At 47.9% G+C, this 374-nt stretch carries 1 protein-coding gene; it reads left to right on the forward strand.

All coding sequences use genetic code 11. The annotated features are described in order from the left end of the window. The coding region (locus tag RFK25_RS11590) for a mucin-binding protein (RefSeq protein WP_443035565.1) at nt 1-374 on the forward strand (374 nt) is incomplete at both ends.

Consider the following 374-nt stretch of genomic DNA (forward strand, 5'->3'; position numbering starts at 1 on the left):
ATAAGGGTGTTGATGATGTGAGCCGTACGATCAGCCGTACCGTTACTTATGTGAAAGCAGAAGGTGGCGAAGCAGCTCCAGGCTCAAGCAATACTGTTACCTTCGAACGTTCAGGCGAAATCAACCACGTTACAGGTGAAGTGACATGGCAAGCATGGACAGCTAAGGCCGGCGATGCGACACTTGAAGGTCATCCATTACCTCTTGTGACAGGCTACTTGGCACAAAGCGCAACCAACAATGGCACAGGTGTAGCTCCAAGTACTACAGCAGAAGCTATTGTAGCGACAGAAACAACTGGTAACATCACAGAAGAAGTAACTTATGTGAAACTTGGTTCATGGATTCCACAACCACCAACAGGTACAGTGGAA

This window comes from Streptococcus sp. SS-4456 (assembly GCF_036680365.1).
In the GTDB taxonomy this organism is placed as follows: domain Bacteria; phylum Bacillota; class Bacilli; order Lactobacillales; family Streptococcaceae; genus Streptococcus.